Origin of the sequence: Paraburkholderia eburnea (assembly GCF_002917095.1) — a bacterium.
GTDB lineage: Bacteria > Pseudomonadota > Gammaproteobacteria > Burkholderiales > Burkholderiaceae > Paraburkholderia > Paraburkholderia eburnea.
On the sequence record NZ_PQGA01000028.1, the window covers coordinates 25,320 to 47,396 of the forward strand.

A 22,077-nucleotide genomic window follows, 5' to 3' on the forward strand; every position below is an offset into this window, starting at 1 on the left:
GCGGCGGCGCCCGCTTCCGGACGCCGCCGCTTCTACTTACAACTCAACGGCTCACACGCGCTGCGAGACTTACGGCTGGGTCGTGCCGCTCTGCTGCTGGGCCGACTGGCCGTTCATCTGATCCTTCATTTCCGAATTGTTGACCTGACGGTCCGCCTTGCGGTTGATCTTCGCGTCCTTGACCTGCGACTTGTAGTCCGACTTGGCCTGCTTCTTCGCGTCCTTGTATTGCGCGTTGGCCGACTTCTTCGCACTGCGGTACTCGGCGCTGGCCTGGGCGTTGGCGTCGCGCTTCTGCACCAGCGGATCGGTCGAGGTCGGCGCCGTCAGGTTCTGCGGAGCCGGCGCGGGTTGCGCGATGCCGGCGGCGGCTGGCGCCTGGCTCGGCGCAGCCGACGGAGCTTCAGCAGTCTGGGCGAACGCGCCTTGCGCGAACAGCGCGGCGGTGGCGAAAGCGGTACCGGTAAGCAGCTTGCGAATCTGAGTCATGGCATATCCTCTTTGCAGTAGTTCCGGGAACGGCTTCGCAACAGACATGCCCGTCGCGGCGCGCTCCCGCTCGATGAAGCCGCCTCGCCGAACAGGTATGCGGTGCCTTGCGTATCCTGTTCGGGAGGCGGTTCTCTCGGCTGGGGTGGATCCATTTTTGTCTGAGGAAGCCCGTGAAGTCCCGCAACGTTACTCACCGTTTCACTTTCTGACGATTTCATAACATCTGGCCCCGAGATGGATCAGCGGCCCGCGAGCCGGGGATCGCTTATCATGCTCACCCTTTCGCGCGGCCCGCGTGGCGCGCTCCTGATTCCCGATTTGCCATGCCCAATCTCGATTTCACACTGACCGGCGACTACGTCGAACTCCACAACCTCCTGAAGATCACGGGCCTCGCGGACAGCGGCGGCTCGGCGAAGGTGATCGTCGCCTCCGGCGCCGTCAAGGTCGACGGCGAAGTCGAGCTGCGCAAGACCTGCAAGATTCGCGCGGGTCAGTCGGTGCTGCTGGGCGACACGCGCATCGCGATTCACGAGGCGCAGTAGCGCACCTCGATTCGCATCGATTCGCGTCGACGTACCGGGTTCAAAAGCCACGAAAGCTCGCCAAAACGAAACGCTTCCGAAAGAAAATGCACCATATAGGTGCTTTTTGTCCGAAACAAGCGTAATCTCGCCATAGGCTTTCAGCTCCTGCAAGCCCACAACCGGTACGCAAACACAGGACACGCGGCGCGATGATTCGCGCCGCGTCCGCTTTTATGACCCGATCCACCGCCTCCACGCGCGCTCAACGCAACCCGCGCAACCAGGACCCGCGCCGCGCCTTCGCCCCACCCTCGCTGCGCCGCCACGCCGCCGATACCGCGCGCCTCGCCGCGCCGCTCGCCATCGCGCAGCTCTCGCAGATGGCCATGAGCGTGACCGACACCGTGCTGCTCGGCTCGCTGGGCGCGGGCGCGCTCGCGGCCGGTGGACTCGGTGCGAATCTGTTCTTCGTGGTGGTGACGGTGCTGCAGGGCGTGCTGACCTCGGTGAGCGTGAGCGTCGCGCAGGCGCGCGGCGCCGACGATCTCCACCGCGTCCCGCACATCTACTGGACCGGTTTCGCGCTCTCGCTGCTGCTGGCCGTGCCCGCGTTCGCGCTGCTGTCGTTCGCCGCGCCGCTGCTGCTCGCGCTCGGCGAGCCGCCCGTGCTCGCGCATCAGGTGGGCGACTACGCCGCCGTGCTGCGCTGGGGCGCGCCCGCGAGCCTGATCGGCGTGGGGCTGATGCGCTCGTTTCTGCCCGCCATCGGCGCGGCCAAACGGCTGCTCTGGGTGTCGATCGGCAGCGTGTTCTTCAACGGCTTCCTCAACTACGGCCTGATCCACGGCGTTTGGGGCCTGCCGCATCTGGGCTTTCTCGGCTCGGCGGCGGCCACGGCGGTGACCATCTGGCTGACGACGCTCCTGTTGATGGCGCTGCTGCACCTGCGGCCCTCGCACCAGCATTTCGTGGTCGCGCGCCGGCCCACCGCGCCGCTGATGGGCGAGCTATTCACGATCGGCTGGCCCGTGGCGATCACCTTCGCCGTGGAAGCCACGCTCTTTCTCGCCACCGGCATCGTCATGGGCCTGCTCGGCTCGACGCCGCTTGCCGCGCATCAGATCGCGCTGAACGTGGCCTCGGTGATGTTCATGGTGCCGCTGTCGATCGGCCAGGCGGCCAACGTGCGCGTGGGCTACTGGGTCGGCGCGGGCCAGCCGGGCGCGGCGCGCCATGCGGGCTTCGTCGCGCTGGCGCTGGGCGTGGGCTTCATGTCGATGTCGGCGCTCGTGATGGTGCTCGCGCCGCACTGGATCGTCGGCCTCTATCTGCATCTGGACGACCCTGCCAATGCGCAGACCGTGGCGCTCGCGGCAACGCTGCTGGGCGTGGCGGCGATCTTCCAGATCGCGGACGGCATGCAGACGGTCGGCTCGGGCTGCCTGCGCGGCCTCAAGGACACGCGTATTCCGATGCTGGCCGCGACGCTCGGCTACTGGGGCATCGGTTTTCCGTTCGGCTATGCGCTCGCCTTCCATTTCGGGCTGGGCGCGCTCGGACTCTGGTGGGGACTCGCGGCAGGTCTGGCGAGCGTGGCCGTGCTCATGACCTGGCGCTTCCATCACATCAGCCGTCGCGCGCAGCGCGAAGCGCCCACGCACCAGGACTAACCAGGGCTAACGCGGCGCAGCCGGGGCGCCATGGCACCTCGCGGCGGGCGGTTAGAATACGCGGCTGGCAGGCCCCGACACCGGGCGTCCGCCAGCCGTCCCACGAGGGCGCCGACAGACCAGAACCGCTGCAACACCGCACGACAGCGCGCGAGCCCGCGCCCCGCCGGCCATCCCGGCCGCGCGCGCCGCCGCCCGACACCGTCTGCCATCCAAACGATCAGAACGACTGGAACGCCCTCTTTTTCGGACTCTCACTGCCCATGCTCGCCCCGATCACCCGACTGTTCCCGCTCTGGGCCGTCCTCGTATCGCTGTTCGCCTACTTCAATCCGGGCGCGGTCGCGCCCGTCGCGCCTCACGTCACGACGCTGCTCACGATCATCATGCTGGCGATGGGCGTGACGCTCTCGTTCGCCGATTTCCGCCGCGTCTTCACGCGCCCCGCGCCCGTGCTGGCCGGCATCGTCCTGCACTATCTGGTGATGCCGCTGGCCGCATGGGCGATCGCCCATGCGCTGCACATGAGCCCCGACCTCACCGCCGGCATGGTGCTGGTCGGCAGCGTGGCGAGCGGCACGGCGTCCAACGTGATGATCTATCTGGCGCGCGGCGACGTGGCGCTGTCGGTGACGATCAGCGCGCTGTCAACGCTCGTGGGCGTGTTCGCGACACCGCTGCTCACGCGCCTCTACGTGGACGCCTCGATCGTCGTCGACGTGCACGGGATGCTCATGAGCATCGTGCAGATCGTCGCGCTGCCGATCGTCGTCGGCCTGATCGTCAACCGTCTTGCGGGCGGCCTCATACGGCGCGTCGAACCGGTGCTGCCGCTCGTGTCGATGGTGTCGATTCTCGCGATCATCGCCGCCGTGGTGGGCGGCACCCATGCGAGCATCGCCACGGTCGGGCCGATCGTGGCGCTCGGCGTGGTGCTGCACAACGGCATCGGCCTGCTGGGCGGCTATTGGGGCGGACGACTGCTGGGCTTCGACGAATCCGTGTGCCGCACGCTGGCAATCGAAGTCGGCATGCAGAACTCGGGGCTCGCCGCGACGCTCGGCAAGCTCTACTTCTCGCCGCTCGCGGCGTTGCCGGGCGCGCTGTTCTCGGTGTGGCACAACCTCTCGGGATCGCTGCTTGCTGGGTACTGGGCCGGCAAGCCCGCGCGCGGCAGCGAACGCGACGCCGACGAGGCGCGCGCCAGCGCGTCGTCGGCTCCGCGCGCCTGAACGTTCAGCGCTCGCGCATCGCGCGCCCGCCTTGGGGATCACGTCGCGCCGCTTGCCGATAGAATCGGCTAAAGACGGCGCGCAACGTAAGCGAACCAGCGAACCCGACCTGCGGACGAACGACAGGCTAAAGGACGACTGAGGACGACCGAGGACGCCAGCGCCACACGCTCAGGAGAATCCGCTTGCCCGCCCCCATCGTTCCGAACGCGTCCCGCCGCAGCGCCCGCCTCCAGGCGCTGCGGCGCGCCTGCCTCGCCTTTCTGTGCGTCACGCTCGTCGCGGCCTGCGCCACGCGCCCGCCCGCGACCGACTACCCGCGCGAATCCACCTCCGCACTGCGCAGCGCCGACGCCGGCGCCACGCCGCTGGGCGCCGCGCTGGTCGCCCCCGAGTCGGCGCATCCCGGCGAATCGGCCTTCCGGCTGCTCGCCACCGGCACCGACTCGCTGCAGATGCGCGTCGCGCTCGCGCGCGCGGCGACGAAGACGCTCGACATGCAGTACTACATCGCCAACGAGGATGCGACCGGCAAGCTGCTGCTCGGCGCGGCGCTCTACGCGGCCGATCGCGGCGTGCGCGTGCGTATGCTCGTGGACGACCTGAACTTCCACGACATCGACCGCCTGATGGCCGCCCTCAACAGCCATCCGAACATCCAGATCCGCGTGTTCAACCCATACGGCAGCACGGGCGAATCGGTGTACCTGCGCACGCGCAACTTTTTCTCGAACGTCGATCAATTCACGCGCCGCATGCACAACAAGTCGACGATCGTCGACAACGAGCTGGTGATCGTGGGCGGGCGCAATCTCGGCGACGAATACTTCAGCGCGAGTCCGACGCTGCAGTTCCGCGACCTCGACGTGCTGGGCGCGGGTCCGGTCGCGGCCAGCGTGTCCGCGAGTTTCGACGGGTACTGGAACAGCAGCGTCTCGTATCCGCTCGCCGTGCTCAACCACCAGAAGTTCGATGCGCACGATCTCGACGCCGCGCGCGACGATCTGCGCACGCACTGGCGCGAGAGCGCCGATTCCTACAACGCGAAGCCGCTCAACGCCACGCCGCTCGCGCAGCAGATCACGCGCAACGAACTCGGCCTCATCTGGGCGAAGTGGCAGTTCGTGGCCGATGCGCCGGGCAAGATCGGCGGCGCGGAACAAGGCGAGCTGGGCGACGCGATGCGCTCGCTGCTCGACCGGATTCGCGCGGCGAAGAGCAACGTGCTGGTGTTTTCGCCGTACTTCGTGCCGCACGACGCGGGCGTGCAGGAACTGCGCAAGCTCACGGCGCGCGGCGTGCGCGTGGCGATCCTCACGAATTCGCTCGCGGCCACCGACGCCGTCGCCGTGCAGGCCGGCTACAGCCCGTACCGCGTGCCGCTGCTCGAAGCCGGCGTCGATCTCTACGAATTCAAGCCGACGCAGCCCGAGGGCACAGGTTCGCGGCGCTTCGGCATTACCGGCTCGCGCTCGCGGGCGAGCCTGCACGCGAAGGCCTATGTGATCGACGACAGCACGCTCGTGATCGGCTCGCTCAATCTCGATCCGCGTTCCGCGCGCCTGAACACGGAACTCGCGCTCATGATCGACAGCCAGCCGATCGCGCACGAAGTCACCGGTTATTTCGCGCATGCGACCTCGCCCGAGGTGAGCTATCGCGTCACCCTCGCGACGCCCGAACAGCTTGCGAAGCAGCGCGGCACCGCGACGAACTCGCCGCTCATCTGGACCGACGAGGAGAACGGCCTGATCCGTACCTACAACCTCGATCCTGGCGCGGGTTTTTACCGGAATCTGCTAACCGGGCTATTCTTGCTGTTGCCGGTCGATAGCCAGCTTTAGTCCGTTGCGCCGCCGACCGAGGCAACCCGAAAGTCCGCCATCCAGCCAGATATCGCTCAGGCGTGAGCCTTGCCGGCACGTTCGCCGGCGCTCACGCGAGGCGCCGCCTCGCTGCGCCGCCGTCCAGCCACCTCGCGGACCCGACCCGTCACACGCGGCGCCGCGCCGAAACACCGGCGCCGCTTTCACATCGGAGTGTCAACATGACCGCCAGCAATGAGAATGTCCGAATGGAACGCGACACGTTCGGCGAAATCGCCGTGCCGGCCGCGCAGCTATGGGGCGCGCAGACGCAGCGTTCCTTGCAGAACTTCCGCATCTCAACCGAGAAGCAGTCGCCCGAACTGATCACCGCGCTCGCATGGATCAAGCGCGCCGCCGCCGAAGTCAACCAGCAGCTCGGCGTGCTCGACGAGACCAAGGCGCGCGCCATCGTGCAGGCCGCCGACGAAATCGTCGAAGGCAAACATGCGGGCGAATTCCCGCTCGCGGTCTGGCAAACCGGCTCCGGCACGCAGACCAACATGAACCTCAACGAGGTGATCGCCAACCGCGCGAGCGAGATTCTGGGCGGCGAGCGCGGCGAGTCGCGCAAGATCCATCCGAACGACGACGTGAACCGCGGCCAGTCGTCCAACGACGTGTTCCCGACCGCCATGCACGTCGCGGTGGCGGTGGCCATCGTCAAGCATCTGGTGCCCGCGCTGAAGACGCTGCGCGAAACGCTGGCCGCCAAATCGCAGCAGTTCGCCGGCATCGTCAAGATCGGTCGCACGCACCTGCAGGACGCCACGCCGCTCACGCTCGGCCAGGAGTTCTCGGGCTACGTCGCGCAGCTCGATCACGGCATCAAGCATGTGGAATCGTCGCTGCCGCATCTTTACGAACTCGCACAGGGCGGCACGGCGGTGGGCACCGGTCTGAACGCCCATCCGCAGTTCGCGCAGAAAGTGGCCGAAACCATCGCCAGGCTCACGGGCGTGCCCTTCGTCACCGCGCCCAACAAGTTCGAAGTGATGGCCGCCGCCGACGCGCTGGTGTTCGCGCACGGCGCGCTCAAGACCGTGGCCGCGAGCCTCATGAAGATCGCCAACGACGTGCGCTGGCTCGCAAGCGGTCCGCGCTGCGGCCTGGGCGAACTCTCGATTCCCGAGAACGAACCGGGCAGCTCGATCATGCCAGGCAAGGTCAACCCTACGCAGTCCGAAGCAGTGACGATGCTCTGCTGCCAGGTGTTCGGCAACGACGTGGCCGTGAACATGGGCGGCGCGAGTGGCAACTTCGAACTCAACGTGTTCCGCCCGATGATCGCGCATAACGTGCTGCAATCGATCCGTCTGCTCGCGGACGGCGCGCTCTCGTTCAACGATCACTGCGCCGTGGGCATCGAGCCGAATCACGCCCGCATCGACACGTTGCTCAACGAATCGCTGATGCTGGTGACGGCGCTCAATCCGCACATCGGCTACGACAAGGCCGCGCAGATCGCCAAGAAGGCGCACAAGGAAGGCACGACGCTCAAGGCCGCCGCGCTCGCGCTCGGCCATGTGACGGAGCAGCAGTTCGACGAATGGGTCAAGCCCGGCGAGATGGTGGGCAACTCCAAATAACGTCGCCATAACGTCGCCATGAAATGCCCTTGAACAAGGGCTGAAACGCAAAACGGGCGGCAAGGATTCGATCCTCGCCGCCCGTTTTTTTGTGTGACGCGATTGCGTCAGACTTGCCCGCGCGCGACTTCCTCGGGCTTGAGGTCAACGATCGCGTCGAGCGCTTCCTTCACGTCGAGCGCATATTTCGCGAGGCGCTTCTGCTCCTCCGTTTCGGGCGTGAAAGTGGGCACGGGAATCGGATTGCCGTTTTCGTCGACAGCCACGAACACAATCAGGCAGTCGGTCGTCAGACGCAACTGGCCGCTCTTGGGGTCGCCCGCGTGCACGGTGATGTGGATGTGCATCGACGTGCGGCCCGTCGCCACCACGCGCGCGCGCAGCTCGACCATGTTGCCGACCTGGATCGGCCGGCGAAAGCGGATGTTGCCCACGCTCACCGTCACGCAATAGCGGCCCGACCAGACCGCGGCGCAGGCGTAGGCCGTTTCGTCGATCCACTTCATCAGCGCGCCGCCGTGGACTTTGCCGCCGAAGTTCACCGAGTTCGGCTCGGCAAGGAAACGGAACGTCGTTTCCGAACGCTCGAGAGGCTGCGAGGGCGTATTCATATCGGCTCCGGCTCGTGAGGTTGTGCGCCTCGCGCACACGGGCGAGGACATCGTTTTAGGTGCCGTCGATTATACGAGCGCGGCATGTCGATCACAGCGCCGTCCCCACCGGCGCTTTCGCGGCCATCTTGCACCGGTCACACACCGGTCACACATCAGGCGTTCATCGCGGAGAAACGGGCGCGATAGTCGCCGGGCAGCACGCCATAGCGCCGTTCGAACGCACGCCGCAGATTCTGCTCGGTGCCGAAGCCGCAGTCGGCGGCAATGCGCTTGACCGGCAGGCGCGATTGCGCGAGCGCGTGCGCGGCGGCTTCGACGCGCATCGCCGCGACGGTGCGCGCGGGCGTGCGCCCCACCGCTTCCACGTAACGCCGCGCGAAGGTGCGCGGGCTCATGCAGGCGGCTTGTGCGAGGCGCTCGACGCTTAGCTCGACGTGCAGGTTCGCGGCCATCCAGCCATGCAACGCATCGAATGCACCACCCGCCGCGCTCTGCGCCGCCAGCGCCTCGCTGAACTGCGCCTGGCCGCCCGGGCGCTTCATGAACACGACGAGACGCCGCGCGGCCTGCATCGCGACGGCATGGCCGCAATCCTCTTCGATCAGCGCCAGCGCCAGATCGATGCCGGCCGTCACGCCCGCCGAGGTCCAGACCACGCGACCAGCACGCTCATCGCGGATGAAGATCGGTTCGTCGTCGACTTCGACCTGGGGGAAGCGCCGCGCGAGCTGCGCCGCGTTGCGCCAGTGCGTGGCCGCGCGGCGCCCGTCGAGCAAGCCGGCTGCGGCCAGATAGAACGCGCCCGTGCACACCGAGGCGACGCGCCGGGCACGCGGCGCATGGGCCGCGATCCAGGCGACCAGTTCGGGTTGCAGGACGGTGTTGTCGTCGATGGGGACGCCGGGGACGATCAGCGTGTCGATGGCGGCGGGATCGAGCGCGTCGAGACGTTCCGCGACCACGGGCAAGCCCGCGAAGGTGGGCAGCACGCCGCCCTCGATCGAGGCGAGCGTGACGCGATACGCGCTGTGAGCGGACGATGGCGGCGTCTGCCCGCGTATCGTGAGTTCGGCGCGCCAGAATGCCTCGATGGGGCCGCAGGCGTCGAGCAGCACGAGATCGGGCGCAACCGCAAAGACGATGTGGCGCGCGATGGGGTGCGCATGTTGGGTGTCGGCAGTCATAAGAGCGGCAGGCGTTCGGAACCGGAGCCGCTCATCTTCGCACGCGCGAGACTGGCAGCCGGGTCAATCTGCCGCCAATTCCTGCCACGCGCGGTTATTTATGAACCGAGATGCCTTCGTCGATCGTGCCGTACATGGTGATACCGCTTGCGCTGCTGCCTGATGGCGGCGTGCCGCCGGCGCAGGCCGCGCAAAGCAGCGTGAGCGCTGCAAGGGCCAGAATGCGTTTCATGACTGCCTGTGTGCTTCCAGAAAGAAGCTTATTTTAGCGCGACGCCCCCTTGCCTCGCGGATTCGGGGGCAGCGCGGCATACGCGGTTGCACGCGACGTTTCACGCCATACTGAAACGTCGAATGCCGCGTATCGCTACAGTAACGCCATGAGCCGCCGCGCCAGACGTGCCGAAACCCGAGAGCCGATCATGCCCCTGCCCACCGCCGACGAATCCCTCCATTTCCCCGGTCTCGCGCGCGTCGCCGCGCTGCTCGCCGATCCGGGCCGCGCCGCCATGCTCTGGGCACTCATGGACGGCAGCGCCCGTCCGGCGGGCGAACTCACGCTGATCGCGGGCCTCTCGCCGTCCGCGGCCAGTGCCCACCTCGCGCGGCTCACCGAAGGCGGCATGCTCGCCGCCGAAGTGCGCGGGCGGCACCGCTATTTCCGCATCGCCACGCCTGAAATCGCCCAGACCATCGAAGCCCTCATGAACGTCGCTCACGCCACCGCGCCAGTCCGGCCGACGACGCGGCCCGCGCGCACCGTGCCCGTGGAGATGCGCCACGCGCGCACCTGCTACGACCACATGGCGGGCGAGGTCGCGGTGCGCGTGTTCGACCGGCTCGTCGAGGGCGGATTGCTCACGCTAAAAGGTAGCGACCCGGGTAACGATCTCGAACCGACCGAGGCCGGTGCCGCCCGGCTCAAGGCTTGGGGCATCGATGTCGGCGCACTGCGCGCGCGGCGGCGGCGCTTTGCCTGCACCTGCCTGGACTGGAGCGAGCGGCGCGCGCACCTGGGCGGCGCGCTCGGCGCGGCGCTGCTCGAACGCTTCACGTCGAACGGCTGGGTCGAGCGCACGAGCCGCCCGCGCGTGCTGCGCATCACGCCGCTCGGGCAGCGCGAATTCGATGCGTTCGTGCGGGCCTGAAGCCGCCAGAATTCTGACAAATACCCAACAACCCCCTTCAAATCACCACCAAAATCCGTGTTTTAGGTCGTCATCACACGTTCTGTTACAGATGGTGCATAAGCCTTAACAAATCCATGAGCCCGGAAACACGCGCGATGGATAAAGTGCCCCGCATGGCTACGCGACATTTCATCAGCAAGTCATGCTCTGCACCGCGCCGGAGAACTACACCGTGAAAATGACCCAATACGCGACCAAAGTCGCGACCCAAACCGCGACCAGCAACGGCTACCACAGCCTCGCGCGCCGCACGCTCATCGCGGGCGCCGTGCTCGCCGCCTTCGCGTTCAATCTCGCCGGCACCGATGCCCTCGCGCAGTCCGCGCCGCAAGCCGCGCCGGGCGCGGCTCCGGTGGGCAATCCGGTGGGCGACCCGCCCTCGCGCGTCGCGCGTCTCGACTACATGGCCGGCGACGTCACGACCGAGCCGGCCGGCGCGACCGACTGGTCCTATGCCCAACTGAACCGCCCGCTCACGACCGGCGACCAGTTGTGGAACGACCGCAACGCGCGCTCGGAGATGCACATCGGCTCGACGGCCGTGCGCCTGGGGCCGCAGACGAGCCTCGACGTGCTCAATCTCGACGACGCGAGTGCGCAGCTCAAAGTCGCCCAAGGCACGCTTTCGACGCGCGTGCGCGCGTTGCCCGCCGGTGCCTCGTACGAAATCGATACGCCCAATCTCGCGCTCGGCCTGAACGGTCCGGGCGACTATCGCGTGGACGTCGCGCCCGACGGCAGCGCCACCACCGTGACCGTGCGCAGCGGCAGCGTGACCGTCTACGGCGAAAACGGCCAGATGCCGATGCAGGCCGGCCAGCAGATCCGCTTCGCGGGCACCGCGCTGCAGCAGGTTGCGAGCGTTGCGGCCCCGCCGCCCGACGCCTTCGACCAGTGGGCGCTCGCGCGCGACGAGGCCGAAGACCGCTCGGTGTCGGCGCGCTACGTTTCGCGTGACATTCCCGGCTATCAGGATCTGGACGCCAACGGCACGTGGCGCGAAAGCCCGCAGTACGGCGAGGTGTGGGTGCCGAACGCCGAACCGACCGGCTGGGCGCCTTATCACGACGGTCACTGGGTCTGGCAGGCGCCGTGGGGCTGGACGTGGGTCGATGACGCGCCGTGGGGCTTCGCGCCCTATCACTATGGCCGCTGGGCGCAGGTCGACGACTCATGGGCGTGGGTGCCGGGGCCGATCGTCGAAAGCGCGCCGCCGGTCTATGCGCCGGCGCTCGTCGCCTTCGTGGGTAGCGGCGGCCCGGGTGGCGGAGGCGACTGGGGTGTGAATCTGGCCATCGGCGGCGCGGCGGCGGCCGGCGTCGCGTGGTTCGCGCTCGGGCCGGGCGAAGCGTGGCATCCGGGCTGGGGCGGCTGGAGCCCGCACTACTATCAGCGCGTCAACCAGACGGTGGTGGTCAACAACTACCGCCAGAACGTCAACGTTCATAACACCTACATCAACTACCGCGTGCCGGGCGCCGTCACGGCCGTTCCCGCGACCGCCTTCGTGCACGGCCAGCCCACCGCGCGCTTCGCGCAGCACGTCGATCCGCGTCAGTGGCAAAACGCGCGTATCCAGCCGGGCACGCCTGGCATCGCGCCGGTCCAGGGCAGCTTCGGTGCAAACATGCGCCGCGCCGACTATCGGCCGCCTGCCTCGCTCAACCAGCGTCAGGTCGTGGCGACGCGTGCGCCGGTCGCGCCGCCCGCGTTCCACGACAACCTGGCGCAACGCTTTGCCCATGGCGGCGGCACGGTGCCGGGCGCGGGTGCGCCGGTCGTGCGCGTGTCGGCGCCGGCGCATGCGTCGTTCGCACCGTTCTCGAACGCGTCGCATGGCGGATGGCCGCAGCAGAACGTGCGCGTCGTGGCGCCCCGCTCGCCTGAAATCAACGCGTCGGGACGTCCGAATGGCGCGCCGGGAGCGCAGGATGTTCCGCGCGCGCCTGGCATGACGATGCAGAACACGGTGCATGGTCCGAACGAGCCGATGGGCCAGCACGGTCAACCGAACTTCGCGCCCAATGCCAACGCGATGGCGGCAGGCGGTCACGCTCCGGCCGGCGCGCAGCCGAACGAAGCGCATGGCGTGCCGCGCCCGCCGCAGTTCGCGGGCCATCCCGAAGCCGGTCAGCCGCAGGCGGCGATGAGCGGCCGTGCGCCGCAAGCCGGTCCGCAAGCCGAGGCGCATCAGCCCGAATGGACCCAGCCCCATACGCCGATGGCGATGCGCGGCCAGCCGGGCGCGAACGAAGCGGGCCGCGGGCAGACGCTTGCCACGCAGCAACCGCGCGAGGCCGCGCCGCAGCGCGCACCCGAAGCCCAGGCCCGCCCGGAGCAACGCGCGGAGCCGCGCCCGGAACCGCAACCGCAGGCTCATGCGGATATCCGCCCGCAGCAGCAGGCCCAACAGCCGCGTGAGGAATTCCACCCGCAGGCGCAAGCCCAGCCGCGCGCGGAACCCCGCCCGCAGCAGCAGGCGCGCGAGGAATTCCATTCGCAGCCGCAACCGCGCGCGCAGCCCCAGCCCCAACAGCGCGCGGAATTCCACCCACAGCCGCAAGCTCAGCCGCAACCGCAGCCGCGCGTGGAACCGCGTCCGCAACCCCAGCCGCACCCGCAGGAACACGCGGGCGGCAACCGCGACGATCATCACCACGGCTAAAGGGTTAAGGGGCCAGGGCCTAAAGAAGTCGCCGCCAGCCAGACCACCGACTGGTGGCACGGAAGCAAAAAGCCCGCGAACGTCACCGTTCGCGGGCTTTTTCAATCCGGCGCATCACAAACGTTACACCGCCATCGGCGCGCTCAAATGCTCGTGATGCCGGTAACCGGCCAGCGAAAAGTCCGACGGCTCGACCTTCTCCAGCCACTCCGGCTCATACACGCCCGTTTTCGCGAAATCGGGCACGCGATCGGCGATTTCCAGGCGCGGGCTCTCGAACGGCTCGCGGCGCAACTGCTCGTTGAGCATGTCGAGCTGGTTCTCGTAGATATGCGCGTCGCCGATGAAATACGTAAACCAGCGCGGCGTATAGCCCGTCAGACGCCCGACGAGATGCAGCAGCACGGCGCCTTCGGTCAGATTGAACGGCGTGCCGAGGCCCACGTCGTTGCTGCGGATGTACAGGCAGAGCGAAATTTCGCGCTTCGCCGGGTTCGGCAGGAACTGGTAAAGCAGGTGGCAGGCGGGCAGCGCGATCTCTTCGAGCACGGCCGGGTTCCACGCATGAAACAGAATCCGACGGTCGGCGGGATTGTTCATGATGGTGTCGAGGCACTGGCGCAGCTGGTCGATCGCCTTGTAAAGCAGCACCTTCGGCTGACCGTCCTCGCTGAATTCGGTCACGCGCGCGTAACCGCGCGATTCAGCGTCGGCGATCCGCGCCGTCGCGCTCGCGTCGAGCACCTTGTAGGCCGGCCACTGGCGCCACTGCACGCCGTAGACGTCGCCCAGATCGTCCGTGCCCTGGCGGTACGGGTTGGCGAGCCACTGGGCGTTGTCGTTGGCGTTGGCGTCCCAGACCTTGCAGCCGAGCGCACGGAAGTCAGCGGCGCTGCGCGAGGCGCGCATAAAGCCGATCAGCTCACCCACGGCCGACTTGAACGCGAGCTTTTTGGTCGTGACAGCCGGGAAGCCCTGCTGGAGGTCGAAGCGCAGCATCGCGCCCGGCATGCTGATCGTGCGGATGCCGGTGCGGTTTTCCTGCCAGCTGCCGGTGTCGAGGATCGAGCGGACGAGCTCGAGATACTGTTTCATGCGGAGTCCCTGAACGAGGTGCGAATGCCCCGTGCGGCGTCAAAAGCGAGATTCTATAGCAAGCCGGCGATCGCTGATCGAGGGCCATTTCGGCGCCGGGGAGCGGCGCGCGGCACTTTACCGGAACGCGGGCAAGACGGCTAATACGTGATTAAGGTCGGCATGCCCGATGTTACGGAACACAATTCGGGAACATCCGTATGTATGGGAACATATTTTGCTCGATTTACCGGCAAAGCCTCCAGAAACCATTCAAGCGGAAAATAATGCCGGTAATTGCAGTAGCATTAATCAGCGAAAATCGGCCTGAAATAATGACAATCCCGTACAAACCACTACGGGCGTATTCGTTTAAAAGTCATGAAAAATTATGCGGAAAATAAATCGGCAATCGGACGTGACTCGCGCGCGGCACAAGCCTTTTGAGGCTTCGCGGCATAGTGCGCACGAAAAAATTAAAACTGGGGAATGAACAGAAAAGAACAGGAAAACCCGATATCGCGAACCAGGCGGCCCGCACCCGCGAGCCGCCCACCCGCACGAGCCGCGCCCCCGCGCCAGCCCGCTTGCACCCCTGACACCCTCATGGCCTCTGCAGGCTCTTCGTCAGCGCTTATATCAAAGCTTACGACCGCTACGAACGCTTCAACATCCAGCCAGCCACCGATCGGGATCGCTGGTGGCCGCTATTTGGTCCCCCTCTTACGAAGCCCGGTTCAGGCTCCGCCCCCCGAAACCAGTCCGCCCGGATGCGGCGCGAGCGGGTCGCTTTCCATATGCCGCATGCCATGCGAGCACAGCAGCCGGTACAAGGTCACACGCGAAATGCCGAGTTCCTGCGCCGCGTCGCCCAGACGGCCGCGATGGCGCAGCAAGGCCAGTTCGATCGCCTGGCGCTCCGCCGCTTCGCGCGCCTGCGCGAGCGACACCGGCACGACTTCGACGTAATCGCCCAGTTCCAGATCGCGCGCCCCGATGGCGCGCCCTTCCGACATGACGATGGCGCGGCGCACGCGGTTAATCAGTTCGCGCACATTGCCGGGCCAACTGTAGTTATGCAGCGCGGCGATAGCGTCGGGCGAGAAGCCGCGCAGGCGGCGCGCGCCGTCTTTCTTGAAACGTTCGAGCATGTGGCGGGCGAGCAGTTCGATATCCTTGCCGCGCGCGCGCAGCGGCGGCTCATCGATCTGCAGCACGCACAGGCGGTGGTACAAATCCTGCCGGAAGCGCCCTTCCACCATCGCCGCGCGCATGTCCACGTGCGTCGCCGAGATGATGCGTACGTCCACCGGCATCGATTGATGGCCGCCCAGACGCTCGATCTTGCCTTCCTGCAGAAAGCGCAGCAGGCTGGCCTGACTTTCCATCGGCAAATCGCCGATTTCGTCGAGAAACAAGGTACCGCCGTTGGCCGCCTCGACGCGGCCGATCTTGCGCTGGCTCGCGCCGGTGAAGGCGCCGCGCTCGTAACCGAACAGCTCGGATTGCAGCAGATGCGGCGGAATCGCCCCGCAGTTGATCGGCACGAAAGGGGCGCTGCGGCGCGACGAGCGCTCGTGGATGGCGACCGCCGTGAGTTCCTTGCCGGTGCCCGACTCGCCCGAGATGAATACCGGCGCATCGGTCATCGCGACCTTGCGGATCGAGCGGAACAGCGCGAGCATCGCCTCGCACGAGCCCACCATTTCGCCTTCGGCGCCGCCCGTGGTGTCGTTCGAGGCGGCTTCGACCAGCGAAACCATGCCATAGGCGTGACCGACGGAATCGACGATGCGCTCGCCGCTCCACGGCACCGTTACGTAATCGAAACAGTAATCGCGCACCAGACGGCGCAGATTGGCGTCCTGCAACTGGCCCGTGGTGGTCGCGGCGACCCAGCCGACGTTCGGCAACGTCAGGCAAGGCTCGAATGCGCCGATCTCATGCAGATGGAACTGGCTCGACAGGTCGAGCAGACCGCCTGCGGGCATGCCCGCGCGCAGCGCGCGCCGCGCGTCCCGGGCATTGCCGACGATCTCGACCTGCCAGCCGCGCTCGTGGAACCGCTCGTTCAGCGCTTCGTTGGGACTGCGTGTCACGTAAACCAACTGCCGCGTTGCGGATTCCATTATTCAGATCCTCTTGCCAACACATGGTTGCGGAATGACGGCACGCTCCTGATGTCCTGATGTACAGACACGCAGCAAACGCACCGTGCGTCCGGCACCGATGGACCAGACGACACAATAGCTTTTGCTGACAGTGAATCCCCGAGCTGCGACGTGTGTATGTCAACAACCTGCCCGTGGCCGGGCTTTTTTGTTTTTCGGCTTTACGCTTTTTTCTGAAGCTTACTATATACGCCCGGGGCTTGGATAGAAAATATGCGGCGTGAATGGATAAGGGTACGATGGAAAGGTTTCCATTAGCATTTCTCACCGAATCTTCCCGAATTCACCTGAATCATAAGAAGAAAATGATTACGGACATTTCCGTTATCTGCGTTCCCGCAGCGTTCCCGCCGCCGATCATTACGTAACGTCATTACGTAACAAAAAAATCGCGCAAACGTTCTCCTCTGAAACTCCCGAACGAAATTCAGTGGTTAAAAGAGGCTAACGTTTCAGCGCTGAAACATTTTCTTGAATATCCGCGATTCAAAGCCCGCAGAAAATATCGACGGCCCCGTCCTGTCAACGGTTTCCGGGACATGGCACATGTTTCGCTAAATGTCTTCGCACCAGGAGACACGCCATGCGACTCATTCCTTCGAACGTCCAGCTCAGCGCAGTCAGTCGCGCCACCGCTCTCGTGGCCGTGCTGATTCCCGCTGCGCTCCTCGCTGTCGCGCCGTCGGTGTATGCGCAAACCGCCACGGATGCGGCGAGCGCCTCCTTCGTCACGGCGAGCGTGAACGCCGATGTCGTTCCTGCAACAACTGCAGCAGGCAGCACCTTGAGCGCCCCGGCGATTGATGCCGGCGTGCAGGCCGGCATCGAAGCGGGAATGCAACCGGCGACGCTGATTATGAGCACGGCCAGCACGGCCGCCGCCGTCGACAAAAGCGCCGACGACGGCATGAACAACGGCACGAACGACGCGAACGGCGCAAACCTGAGCGCCGCCGCGCCGCTCGCCGCCGATCCGGGCCCCGCCGGCGACGAACCGGTGATCGCGGGCGTCGGCTCGATCGACGACCAGACGCTCTCGCATCAGCGCGGCGGCGCGATCGGCATGTTGATGGTGGCCGCCACCCCGCAGCTCATGCGCGGCGGCAACAGCGTGACGCTCTGGGACGAAATCGCCCCGCCCGCCCCGCTGCCGATTCCAGTGGATAGCGGTCAGGCGGCGCAAGGCAACATCGCCAGCTACACCCGTAAGTGAAACAGATTAACGCGGTCGAACATACGCAGCAATCCAGAGACAGGACCCGCGTCGCAAGCGGCGCGGTTCGGGAGCGGAGGACGAACAGTCGCCGCCCCGAGGGCAAGACGGAGACCAACATGAATGTTCGCTTTACGACGCCAGGCGTGCGCCGGCGTTGCGCGCGGATCGCAGCGGTCCTGAGCGGTGTGTGCGCGGCGACGCTCGCGGCAGGCGTCAGCGCGCAGGTGACCAACCCCGGCGACATCATCGTCGAGCGCGACATCACGCCGCGCAGCGCGTTCGCCACTGTTCCGAAGAGCCAGGACCCGGTACTCGTGCGCGCCACCACGTTCCCGAAGAACTCGTTCGACCCGGCCATGGCCACGCTCGTCAACGATACGGATTTGACCAACGCCCACGGCAACTCGGGTGTGAACACGAGCGGCGCGATAGCAGGCGAAGCCGCGGGCGTGCAGGCCATCAACCGGATCCTCGTGGGCAACGCGGCAGGCGGCTCGAACAACGCGCTCGGCGCGGGCGGCGGCGCAACGGCGGTAGGCGGTATCGGCAACACGATTTCCAGCACCGTCACCGGCGCACTGGCGCCGCTCACCAGCGCACTCGGTTCCCTTGGAGCAGTGAAATGATTCGTCGTCCAAAACTTCTGGCCACGCTTGCGCTCGCAACCGTTTCCGTTGCGCTCGCAACCAGCGCGCACGCGCAGGCCACCGTCGGCGCCATCGCCGTGATCGCGCCGAATGCCGCGACCTCGACGACGGGCGCGCTGACCGTGAACGAAGCGGCCGGACTCGACAACGCGCAAGGCAATCAGCTGACCATCGCCACGGGCGGCTCGGTCGGCAATCTGAATCTGGATGACCAAAGCACCTCGACCCGCGCGCGGCTGAACAACGCCAGCGCGCTCATCGGCTCGGGGGCTTTCTCCAACACGTCCGGCGCCATGATGATCAACCAGGCGGCAGGCGTGGGCAATATCCAGCGCAACAGTGCGCAGATCGGCACTGGGGCGTTCGGAGTCGCGATGCTCTCGGACGGCGAACTGTCCGCGGTCACCGCTCAGAACGGCAACAAGGCAAGCCAGGCAGGCCAGGCAGGCGGCATTCGTGAGGTACGCATCGATGGTGCGACCTTCAGGAATGCAACGGGCCTCGTGCAGGTGAACCAGACGGCCGGTGCCGGTAATGCAACGGCGAACAGTTTTGTGCTCCGTCCCCCGGCGGGCACTCTTTTCTAACTGACCACTCAAGTATCGGAGCGAAACATGAAGCGCACCCTCATCGCAGCGGCAGTCCTCGCATCGGCAGCCACGTCGTCGTTCGCAGCCTCGAACTCGGCGTACCTGTTCAACTACACGGCAGTGGGTGAACAGGTCGGCATCGAAGGCTGGGTCAGCCTGTTCGGTTGCGTCGCTGTCTCAAGCACGGCAGGCGCGGTCATCAACAACTCGCAGACGACGTCGGGCGGCACCCTCCTGCCCCAGGCACAGAGCTATGTCACCGGCAACGTGACGACCACGTACAACAACAACACGTGGAGCGTGACCGGCACCGGCAACAATTCGACCTACGCCAACTCGTCGTTCGCGACGGCTGACCAGTCGTCCTCGTCGCACTCGCAGTCGAAGTCGAGCAGCGCCTCGTCGTCGTCGTCGAAGTCCTCGTCGAGCAGTTCGAACTTCTCGAAGAGCCTGAACGCCGGCATCTCGGGCGACTACCACGTCGCCACGGATAGCGGCGGCGCAAGCAACTCGACGTCGGCCAGCTCGCACAGCAACACGGGCGACAAGGGCGTCGCAACGTCGTACACGAGCACGGGCAACAACACGTCGACGAAGTCGCAAAGCGGCAACGGCAATGCCGGCGTGGAAGTGTCGTGGAACAGCAGCGGCAACTCGCACAACGGTCAGGCTGGCGTGGGCATCGCGGGCAACGAAGCAACGTCGCACACGAAGACGAACTCGCACAACGACACGGACAATACGGCCGCCGGCGTTGCCTGGACGTCCTCGGACAACAAGAGCTCGACCCACAATTCGTCGAACTCGAACAGCGCCTACGCGGACGGCACGGGCAGCGCCGCGCTGTCGGTGGCCGTGAACGGCGCAAGCTCGAAGTCGAACAGTTCGAGCAAGTCGGCCAGCCGCTCGTCCAGCGAATCGAGCAGCGGCTCGAAGTCGGCCTCAAGCTCGTACGCGACGGCGACGCAGGCAAGCAAGTCGTGGGGCTATAACGTGAGCGACTCGCTGGCCACGGTCAACGAAACGACGACCGGTTCGGTCACGCAGCACTACAACACGCAAACCGCCGGCACGCTGAACGCCACCACGGGCAGCGACGCAGCAACGGGTGTCACGGGCAACCTGGGCGTGAACATCGCCGAAGGCATCAACAACGCACAGAGCAACAACGTTGCCCTCGCGTCGGTCGATGTGGGCAATGTGTTCGGTAACGCTCAGATCTTCAACACTCAGGCTTCGGGCGGCTACGCCAACGTGAAAAACTTCAACCTGAATGCGTCGGTGGGTGATGGCTCGCTCGCCAGCGTCTCGGGCAACGTGGGCGTGAACGTGGCGTCGGGTATCGGCAACGCGCAGAACAACAGCCTCGCCGGCTCCGTGACGACCTCCAGCCACGCCGGCACCGCCTCGACGACGGCAATGGTCGCGACCGACAACAACGTGCAGGACGCCGCGATGTCCGCCTCCGGCCAGTTCCAGGGTACGGCTAGCCTCGGCGCCGGCGCTCTGGCCAACGCCAGCGGCAACATCGGCGTGAACATCGCCGGCGGTATCGGCAACCTGCAACACAACGGCCTGGCCATCGCAGCAATCAGCAACGGCCACTAAGCAGTCCGGAAGTCACAGCAAACCAGGGCTGTACCTCAGCGCGCCGGCCGCCGCCACACGCGGCCGGTGCGTGAACCAGAAGCAGGAGACCACCATGTCCGGGTTCGTATCGTCCCCGGCGGCAAGGACGTGTGCTGTCGCGCTGGCGCTGGTCGCCACCGCGGCTTTCGTGCCTGTCCACGCGCAATCGATGATCGATGGGGCCAATCTGATCGGCGTGCCGATCAAGAAGCCGATTCATTCGATGCGCGATATCCGGTACAGCAGCATCGTCAGCCAGCAATACGACTACAGCTGCGGTGCCGCCGCGCTCGCTACGCTGCTCAAGTATGGCTACGGCATCGACATCCCCGAACCGGAACTGATCCGCCGGATGATGGTGTACTCCACGCCCGAGGTCGTCGTGAAGAACGGCTTCTCCATGCTCGACATGAAGAAGTTCGTCGAAACGATCGGCCTGCGCGGGCGCGGCTTCCGCGTCAACACCGATGCCCTGTATCACCTGCAGATTCCCGTGCTCGTGCTGATGAACATCGATGGCTACGAGCATTTCGTGATCGTCAAGCACGCCGAGAACGGCCGCGTCTTTATTGCGGACCCCGCGCTCGGCAACCGAATCGTGGCCGAGGACGACTTCGCGAAGACCTGGAATGGGCTGGTCTTCGCGGTACTCGGTCGACCGTTCCTGGAGGACTCTCCGCTGTTGCAGAACAACGAGTCGCTCGCGCTGAAGCTGCGCGAGAACGCCCTGCTCAACGGCACCGCCGCGACTCCCTTCTTCGAATACGGCCTTGATAAGGCCGTCATGTTCTGAAGTACACAAGAGTCATGAATCGCAACCTCTCACAGACTGGCATCGCTGCAGGTATCTGCGCGCTCGCCTGCGCTTATTCGAACGGCGCCTGCGCCGCCGAGAGCCTCGCCGCCACGCAACCGCCTTTGCCCCTTGCACCCGCATTTCTCTCCGCAGGGGGCGCCGACGCGCACCCCGTGGAAGTCGAAGCCGTCGACGACGACGTCCTCGCACATCAAACCGGCAAATACGCCGGCAGCGACATGATTTCGGGCCTGGTCCTGAACGTCATCTCGCAATGGCAACTGCCCAACGGCGCCACCGCCACCGCCCAGGGCGCGCTCACGGTCGTGCAGAACACGGTCAACCAGCTGAGCGCCAGCGTGCAGACCGGCGCCAAGGTCACCGACCCCGTCGCGGGCGGCACGACCACGGCCAACAGCGGCGCTACACCGAACACATCGGCCTCGGGCGGCCAGAACGTGTCGGTCAACGGCGTCTCGCAGGTCACCCAGGTGGCCGGCAACAACAACGTCGGCTCGAATGCCGCGGCCATCGACTACGCCAACAGCAGTGGCGGTGGCGGCGGCGGCGGCGGCGGCTCGCAGCTCACGAGCCTCGCGAACACGCCGAGCGCGTCCGCTTCGAACGCGAACGGCACGATCCGCGCCGGCATCGCCTTCGGCGGCAACGGCATCAGTGTCACGTTGCAAACACCCGCCGGCATCGCAACGCAAAACATCATGCCGAGCAACGCGGCGCAGGCGGGCTCGATCGCCCAGCTGCTCCAGGTCGCGGGCAATAACCAGCAGGTCGCCAACCAGTTGCAACTCAGCCTGCAAACACAGCAGATGAGCGCGCAAATGATCCGGCAGGCCGGCGTATTACAGGCTTTGCGCAACATCCGCTGACAACCGCTGACAACCCGCCAATCAACGCGCGCCGCCCAC

19 protein-coding genes are annotated in these 22,077 nt (G+C 66.2%); 13 read left to right on the forward strand and 6 right to left on the reverse strand.

Features of this window, described 5'->3' with window-relative positions; all coding sequences use genetic code 11:
- Window positions 1–69 precede the first annotated feature (69 nt).
- The gene (locus B0G62_RS28610) at window positions 70–489 is read right to left on the reverse strand and encodes a hypothetical protein (RefSeq protein ID WP_103707538.1); all 420 of its coding nucleotides are present in this window, start codon (window positions 487–489) and stop codon (window positions 70–72) included.
- A 326-nt stretch (window positions 490–815) separates the two neighbouring features.
- Between B0G62_RS28610 and B0G62_RS28615 the strand changes: the two genes are divergently transcribed.
- The 5 genes from B0G62_RS28615 (at window position 816) to fumC (ending at window position 7,375) form a co-directional block, all read left to right on the forward strand.
- A complete protein-coding gene (locus B0G62_RS28615; protein WP_027817334.1) occupies window positions 816–1,037 on the forward strand; it encodes an RNA-binding S4 domain-containing protein in 222 nt (73 codons plus the stop codon).
- A 215-nt stretch (window positions 1,038–1,252) separates the two neighbouring features.
- The gene (locus B0G62_RS28620) at window positions 1,253–2,689 is read left to right on the forward strand and encodes an MATE family efflux transporter (RefSeq protein WP_103707575.1); all 1,437 of its coding nucleotides are present in this window, start codon (window positions 1,253–1,255) and stop codon (window positions 2,687–2,689) included.
- Between the two features lie 263 nt (window positions 2,690–2,952).
- Entirely contained in the window at window positions 2,953–3,921 is a 969-nt protein-coding gene (gene panS, locus B0G62_RS28625; protein ID WP_103707539.1) for a ketopantoate/pantoate/pantothenate transporter PanS, read from the forward strand.
- Window positions 3,922–4,106: 185 nt separating this feature from the next.
- Window positions 4,107–5,765, forward strand: a complete 1,659-nt coding sequence (locus B0G62_RS28630; RefSeq protein ID WP_407671254.1) for a phospholipase D family protein — start codon at window positions 4,107–4,109, stop codon at window positions 5,763–5,765.
- Between the two features lie 230 nt (window positions 5,766–5,995).
- Window positions 5,996–7,375 carry a class II fumarate hydratase gene (fumC, locus tag B0G62_RS28635; protein WP_244193413.1) on the forward strand — a complete coding sequence of 460 codons (1,380 nt, stop codon included), beginning with the start codon at window positions 5,996–5,998 and terminating at the stop codon, window positions 7,373–7,375.
- Window positions 7,376–7,482: 107 nt separating this feature from the next.
- Here fumC and B0G62_RS28640 read toward each other — a convergent pair whose 3' ends face one another.
- The 3 genes from B0G62_RS28640 to B0G62_RS31835 form a co-directional block, all read right to left on the reverse strand.
- Complete coding sequence (locus B0G62_RS28640; RefSeq protein WP_103707542.1) at window positions 7,483–7,986, reverse strand: acyl-CoA thioesterase; 504 nt, start codon at window positions 7,984–7,986, stop codon at window positions 7,483–7,485.
- 155 nt (window positions 7,987–8,141) lie between these two features.
- Window positions 8,142–9,173, reverse strand: a complete 1,032-nt coding sequence (locus B0G62_RS28645; protein ID WP_103707543.1) for a GlxA family transcriptional regulator — start codon at window positions 9,171–9,173, stop codon at window positions 8,142–8,144.
- Window positions 9,174–9,267: 94 nt separating this feature from the next.
- Window positions 9,268–9,405, reverse strand: a complete 138-nt coding sequence (locus tag B0G62_RS31835; protein ID WP_167401362.1) for a hypothetical protein — start codon at window positions 9,403–9,405, stop codon at window positions 9,268–9,270.
- A 196-nt stretch (window positions 9,406–9,601) separates the two neighbouring features.
- Between B0G62_RS31835 and B0G62_RS28650 the strand changes: the two genes are divergently transcribed.
- Window positions 9,602–10,321, forward strand: a complete 720-nt coding sequence (locus B0G62_RS28650) for an ArsR/SmtB family transcription factor (RefSeq protein WP_181315658.1) — start codon at window positions 9,602–9,604, stop codon at window positions 10,319–10,321.
- A gap of 220 nt (window positions 10,322–10,541) precedes the next feature.
- Window positions 10,542–13,028 (forward strand): DUF6600 domain-containing protein, encoded by a 2,487-nt coding sequence (locus tag B0G62_RS28655; RefSeq protein ID WP_103707576.1) that lies wholly within the window; start codon window positions 10,542–10,544, stop codon window positions 13,026–13,028.
- Window positions 13,029–13,151: 123 nt separating this feature from the next.
- Here the strand turns inward: B0G62_RS28655 and B0G62_RS28660 are convergent, their stop codons facing one another.
- Window positions 13,152–14,123 (reverse strand): thymidylate synthase, encoded by a 972-nt coding sequence (locus B0G62_RS28660; protein WP_103707545.1) that lies wholly within the window; start codon window positions 14,121–14,123, stop codon window positions 13,152–13,154.
- A 716-nt stretch (window positions 14,124–14,839) separates the two neighbouring features.
- A complete protein-coding gene (locus B0G62_RS28665) occupies window positions 14,840–16,231 on the reverse strand; it encodes a sigma-54 dependent transcriptional regulator (protein ID WP_103707546.1) in 1,392 nt (463 codons plus the stop codon).
- 625 nt (window positions 16,232–16,856) lie between these two features.
- On the opposite strand from B0G62_RS28665, the gene B0G62_RS32410 reads away from it, so the two are divergent.
- The 6 genes from B0G62_RS32410 (at window position 16,857) to B0G62_RS28695 (ending at window position 22,038) form a co-directional block, all read left to right on the forward strand.
- A complete protein-coding gene (locus B0G62_RS32410; protein WP_244193414.1) occupies window positions 16,857–17,486 on the forward strand; it encodes a hypothetical protein in 630 nt (209 codons plus the stop codon).
- Window positions 17,487–17,605: 119 nt separating this feature from the next.
- Complete coding sequence (locus tag B0G62_RS28675) at window positions 17,606–18,115, forward strand: hypothetical protein (protein WP_103707547.1); 510 nt, start codon at window positions 17,606–17,608, stop codon at window positions 18,113–18,115.
- Complete coding sequence (locus B0G62_RS28680) at window positions 18,112–18,723, forward strand: hypothetical protein (protein ID WP_103707548.1); 612 nt, start codon at window positions 18,112–18,114, stop codon at window positions 18,721–18,723. Before B0G62_RS28675 ends, B0G62_RS28680 begins: the two co-directional genes overlap by 4 nt.
- Before the next feature lie 27 nt (window positions 18,724–18,750).
- Window positions 18,751–20,334 carry a beta strand repeat-containing protein gene (locus B0G62_RS28685; protein WP_103707549.1) on the forward strand — a complete coding sequence of 528 codons (1,584 nt, stop codon included), beginning with the start codon at window positions 18,751–18,753 and terminating at the stop codon, window positions 20,332–20,334.
- Between the two features lie 94 nt (window positions 20,335–20,428).
- Window positions 20,429–21,148 (forward strand): C39 family peptidase, encoded by a 720-nt coding sequence (locus B0G62_RS28690; RefSeq protein ID WP_103707550.1) that lies wholly within the window; start codon window positions 20,429–20,431, stop codon window positions 21,146–21,148.
- 14 nt (window positions 21,149–21,162) lie between these two features.
- Window positions 21,163–22,038, forward strand: coding sequence for a peptidase C39 (locus B0G62_RS28695; protein ID WP_103707551.1), 876 nt, complete (start codon window positions 21,163–21,165; stop codon window positions 22,036–22,038).
- Window positions 22,039–22,077 lie beyond the last annotated feature (39 nt).